The following is a 5,439-nucleotide window of genomic DNA, read 5'->3' as shown; positions in this document are numbered from 1 at the left end:
GACACACAAGACTAACAATATCAAGAATAAAAAACATGCTAAAAGAAAAATAAGAATATAAACAAAAAACATCACAACATTACACACTACATATCTAACATGAAAAATCCTTAACTTAACAGCTGTGATTTATATCCCTTTTAATTTGTTCCAAACCTTTTTTGACACTTTCAATGTTTGGCGCAATAATTGTAAAACGTCCTCCTCCACAAAATAAAATATTTGCAGATGAAAGTTTCAAATCTTCTATTATTTTTGTTGCTATACCCTCATTGAACAAAGATAAATATAAAGATCTACCTCTAAGTCTTTTACTCATCCCTTTTCGAGCATTTTCAGGAGATGAGACTCTGAATATAAACTTTTGAATACCAGAAATATCACCTCCAATCATTAAATAAACAGATTGTTTCTCAGAATAAGGAGACGTTGTTTTTAATTTACCTTCTTCAATTTTATAATAATATCTACAAGTTGCTAAAGCTGCAGTGATTTTTGAATGATCATATAATGATATGTCAGGTTGCGAAACATATGATGCTGAAGGTATTGTGGAAGTGTATTTTTTCATTAATGATAGCCAACTCTGAAAATCCATTGTTTTAAACTGTTTAATTTCTGTAAAAAACTCGCTCCACAATTTTTTATATTCTGGTACTAATTTCCAACCCTTACTCACTTTTTCTTTCTGTTTAATTGGTTTTAATTTTTCAAAACCTTCTGAATCAAATTGTAATTTTTCTAATGGAACATAATAAAGATCAGATTCTGTATCTCCCAATTGTGTTCTTGAAAAAACAGAGTATAAAGGATCTTTTTTGGGTTCACCTTTTTCTTTTTCATCAATTCTTTCCATTGCAGAATGACAATCAGAATTACGAATAATTTTAGAAAAATCAGCAATATTTTTCGTTGAATCACTTGGAGAATGATGATTTAAAACTAAGTTTTCAATTTCCTCATTTTCAAATACCTGCTGAACAAAATCAGCAGACCACTTACTATGATTACCTTTCATTCCAGAAGCACCATATTTTGATTCATGTTTCAATTCAGTTCTTTGATAAAATTTACCAATATCATGTAGTAAGGCAGCCAATTGAATGTTTTCTAAATTTTCCATATAAAATTCCTCTTTGTTTAAACAATTAAGATACTTATTATATTTTATTCCATATATTATTTAAAAAATATGTTGTTTAATAATGAACATAACAAATACCAAATATATATATATATAATTATTTAAAACTTTCTATTGAATAAAAATAAATCATCATCACACAAAATAAGAACTATAAAATGAAATTATTTATAAAATAAATATTCAAATTCATATATAAAATAATATAACTAATCAAATAAGTATTATTAACACAGTCAATTACTTAAACAACAATAAATAAACATAAAACTAATGTAAATATGAAAAATATTTATATATAAATTAATAAAATCGGTGAATTAATGTCTAAAAAGAATAAAGTCGGAGCTAAAATTAAAGAAATAAGAAAATCAAAAAAAAGTACAATTGAAGACCTATCTAAAACAAGTGAAGTTAGTATAGACTTAATTAAGAAAATTGAAGATGGAGAGATTCTTCCTTCCCTAACTCCACTAACTAAAATAGCTAAAGGATTAAATGTTAGATTAGGTACTTTTTTCGATGATGCTGAGCAAACAGGACCAAGTATTGTAAGAAATGGTGCAAGTGATGAAATACTTTACTTCTCAGGAGAAGAAGGTAAAACTGATCTTAGTGCTTTGGAATTTTACTCTTTAGGCTATGGGAAAAATGATAGACATATGGAACCATTTATAATCGATGTTCACACAGACAAAACTGAATTTGAATTATCTTCACATGAAGGAGAAGAATTTATATACGTGCTAAATGGAGAAATTGAACTTAAATATGGTAAAGAAACATATAACTTAAAAGAAGGAGACAGTATTTACTATGATTCCATAGTTCCACACCACCTACATTCTCACAAGTGTGAAAAATCAAAAATACTAGCTGTTCTCTACACACCATTTTAGAAAACTGTGATATTATGTTTAAAATTAATGTAACGCCTAAATTCGGAGATATAGATGGATTAAAACACGTTACTAATACTGTAGTAGCTGGATGGTTTGAAACTGGAAGAAACGATATATTTAGATTTTTCACCCCAGATTTAGATCTTAGCTATGAAAAATGGAAATTAATAATGGCAAGAACTGATTTTAACTTTATCAGTCAAATGTATTATGGATTTGATGTTGAAATTAGAACTTTCATAGTTAAAATTGGAAATAGTTCATTTACAGTAGGTCATGAAGCTTGGCAAAAAGGTGAATTAAAAGTCACAGGTGAAGCCGTGGTTGTTCACTATGACTTCATTGATCAAAAATCTAAGATAATTCCAGAAGATATTAAAGCAAAACTTAAAGAACATATGAAAAGTGGTTAAAATGGTGTTTTCAGAAGAAACTATAGGGACATTCTTTGAAAAACAAGTAAAAAAGGATGAAAATAGAGAATTCATAGTTTATCCAGATAGAAATTTAAGATTTACATATAAAGAATTTGATGAGAGAACAAATACATTAGCAAAAGGTCTTATTTCAATAGGAATAAAAAAAGGAGATCATGTAGGAATTTGGGCAAAAAATGTTCCTGACTGGTTAACATTTATGTTTGCAACATCTAAAATTGGAGCAGTACTGGTAACTATAAATACGGCATATAAAAGTCATGAATTAGATTACATTTTAAAACAATCAGATATGAAAGCAATAGCTATTATTGATGGTTTTAGAGATACTAATTATGTTAAAATGCTTTATGATTTAGTTCCTGAGTTAAAAACACAAGCCAGAGGGAAATTAAAAAGTGCAGAATATACTCATTTAAAAAATGTTATATTCATAGGACCTGAAAAACACAGAGGAATGTACAACACCCATGAATTAATGATACTTGGAAAAAATCAAGAAGACAGCGATCTTAATTCCATTAAAGAATCCTTAGATAATAATGATGTAATTAACATGCAATACACATCAGGAACTACAGGATTTCCAAAAGGAGTTATGCTTAGTCACAGAAACATCCTGAATAATGGATTTACCATTGGAGAGAGGATGAGGTTCACGAAAGAGGATAAATTATGTATACCTGTTCCTCTATTTCACTGTTTTGGAACAGTTTTAGGAGTGCTTTCAGTGCTAACTCATGGTGGAACATTAGTTATGTTAGAAGAGTTTGATCCACTCCTTGCATTATCAGCTATTGAAAAAGAGAAGTGTACAGCTATTCATGGTGTTCCAACAATGTTTATAGCAGAATTAAAACATCCAATGTTTGATATGTTTGATATGTCATCACTTAGAACAGGAATAATGGCAGGTTCAACATGCCCAATAGAAACAATGAAAGATGTTGCAAATAAAATGAATATGAGAGAAATAACAAGTGTTTATGGACTTACTGAATCCTCTCCAGGAATGACACAAACAAAATCAGATGATACACTAGAAAAGAAAACAACAACCGTAGGAGTTGCATTTGAAGGAGTTGAAGTTAGAGTTGTGGATCCTGAAACTAATGAACCATTACCAGTGGGAGAAACTGGAGAAATATGTTGTAGAGGATATAATATAATGAAAGGATATTATAAAATGCCTGAAGAAACATCTCGAGTTATTGATAGCGAAGGATGGTTACATAGTGGAGATTTAGCTACAATGGATAAAGACGGATACTTCAACATCGTTGGAAGAATAAAAGACATGATTATACGAGGTGGGGAAAACATTTATCCTCGAGAAATTGAAGAATTAATCTTTAAAATTGATGGAGTTCAAGATGTTCAAGTAGCTGGGATAAAAGACGAAAAATATGGAGAAATCGTTGGAGCATTTATTATAAAAGAAGAAAACTCTGATTTAACAGAAGAAGATATTAGAGACTATGCAATAGATAATGTTGCAAGGTATAAAGTTCCAAAATATGTTTTTTTTGTAGAAGAATTCCCACTAACAACAAGTGGAAAAATACAAAAATACAAATTAAGTGAAATAGGATATGAATTAGTTCAAAAAAGAAAAGAAGAGGAAGTAATTTAATCTACAAATTCAATAGTAGTATTAGAAATTCCTTTACTTTCACAAATTTTATTAATCTCATTTTTAACTTTTTTAAAATCATAAATATTATTAAAAGTAATTGATAATTTCATTGTTAAAACATTATCAAAACCATCAATAGACCAAACATGAATCTCATTGATTCTTTTAACATTATAAATTAATAAGATCTCTTTTTTAAAATCAGGAATATTAAAATTATCAGGAACTTTTTGTAAAAGTATAATGATATGATTAAGGATGTTTTTTGATAAAATAAAAAATAACCATACAATAATAGCTATTGATAAAAACTTGTCTAAAATAGCTATTTTAAAAAACATTAGAATTATAGAAAGTACTAAAATACTAAACCAACCAAGAATATGGTTTATATAATCTACAGATGATTTTTCATGTTTTTTATATATAAATAATATGATTACTCTAAATATAATTCCTAAAATAGCTATTATTAAAACCCATAAAGGACTTAATGTGTATTTTAATGAGAAATTAATTATGATTTGATTAAGGAGTAGAATTAAAGTACAAATAAAGATAACTGATAAAATTATTGAAGCAATAAGATGAAATCTTTTATAACCATAAGTGAATGTGTCTTCATGTGTTTTTTTAAAAAATAATTTCAAAAATAATTGTATGGCAATATTTAAAGTATTTAATAAATCAAATAAGGCTATAGCTATTATAGAAAAAGAATTGATAAAAAGTCCAGAGGACAAAAGTAAAGTTGTGAAAATTAAGCTGAAAACAAATATAGAATTAATATTTTTAGAGTTATAAACAGGATAGCTTAACATAGAAATACTATTTTAAATTTAAAAGAAGTAATAATAAGAAAGGTTTGGCAACAAAATGAAATTCCCATAGGCATAGCCCATAGTACACAATACAAAACACAAACAGGCTTTACTTCCAGGATCGAAACGAGACTGGGTGTTGCCCTGATGCTATGGTCGCCAAAACCAATGAATAATGAGCATAAATTAATTAAGTTCTGTACATTTTCACCCTACTGAATACACCAAACCAGAAATGATAAGTAAAAAGATAATTATCAGTTTCAACCTAGTTAAAAGCCTACACAAGACCATAAAGACAATATTGCTTTTAAGAAAAATATGCTAGTGGACGATTGGAAGCAGCGGACTAAACAACTCGGAATAAACCTCGAAGCTTACATCCCTACCCCATCAAACAAGTCTTCTACTTGAGTCCTAAAAAAGCAGTCTATTTTCAGGGGACACCTCAGGCTTAGATGCTTTCAGCCTTTATCGTCTAGCGCGTAGCTGCCCGGCA

General features: G+C 28.5%; 5 protein-coding genes and 2 rRNA genes. 3 read left to right on the top strand and 4 right to left on the bottom strand.

Features of this window, described 5'->3' with window-relative positions:
- Window positions 1-115 precede the first annotated feature (115 nt).
- Window positions 116-1,123 (bottom strand): type III-A CRISPR-associated protein Cas10/Csm1, encoded by a 1,008-nt coding sequence (cas10, locus tag MBFIL_RS02265; RefSeq protein WP_066971098.1) that lies wholly within the window; start codon window positions 1,121-1,123, stop codon window positions 116-118.
- Between the two features lie 344 nt (window positions 1,124-1,467).
- Here cas10 and MBFIL_RS02260 point away from each other — a divergent pair, with 344 nt between their 5' ends.
- The 3 genes from MBFIL_RS02260 to MBFIL_RS02250 are packed head-to-tail and all read left to right on the top strand — an operon-like array spanning window position 1,468 to window position 4,116.
- On the top strand, window positions 1,468-2,043 hold the full coding sequence (locus MBFIL_RS02260) for a helix-turn-helix domain-containing protein (protein ID WP_066971096.1): 576 nt from the start codon (window positions 1,468-1,470) through the stop codon (window positions 2,041-2,043).
- A 14-nt stretch (window positions 2,044-2,057) separates the two neighbouring features.
- A complete protein-coding gene (locus tag MBFIL_RS02255) occupies window positions 2,058-2,459 on the top strand; it encodes an acyl-CoA thioesterase (protein ID WP_066971095.1) in 402 nt (133 codons plus the stop codon).
- Between the two features lies 1 nt (window position 2,460).
- Window positions 2,461-4,116: an AMP-binding protein gene (locus tag MBFIL_RS02250; RefSeq protein ID WP_066971093.1), complete on the top strand. Its 1,656-nt coding sequence runs from the start codon at window positions 2,461-2,463 to the stop codon at window positions 4,114-4,116.
- Here the strand turns inward: MBFIL_RS02250 and MBFIL_RS02245 are convergent.
- The 3 genes from MBFIL_RS02245 to MBFIL_RS10930 all read right to left on the bottom strand — a co-directional run.
- Entirely contained in the window at window positions 4,113-4,940 is an 828-nt protein-coding gene (locus MBFIL_RS02245) for a cation transporter (protein ID WP_066971091.1), read from the bottom strand. The genes MBFIL_RS02250 and MBFIL_RS02245 overlap by 4 nt on opposite strands.
- 42 nt (window positions 4,941-4,982) lie before the next feature.
- Window positions 4,983-5,104: ribosomal RNA gene (rrf, locus tag MBFIL_RS02240) — 5S ribosomal RNA — on the bottom strand.
- Between the two features lie 151 nt (window positions 5,105-5,255).
- A 23S ribosomal RNA gene (locus tag MBFIL_RS10930) occupies window positions 5,256-5,439 on the bottom strand; the annotation flags it as partial.

Origin of the sequence: Methanobrevibacter filiformis, from assembly GCF_001639265.1 — an archaeon.
GTDB lineage: Archaea > Methanobacteriota > Methanobacteria > Methanobacteriales > Methanobacteriaceae > Methanacia > Methanacia filiformis.
The sequence above is the reverse complement of the archived record's forward strand: the minus strand, read 5'-3'. Positions and strand labels throughout refer to the sequence as shown.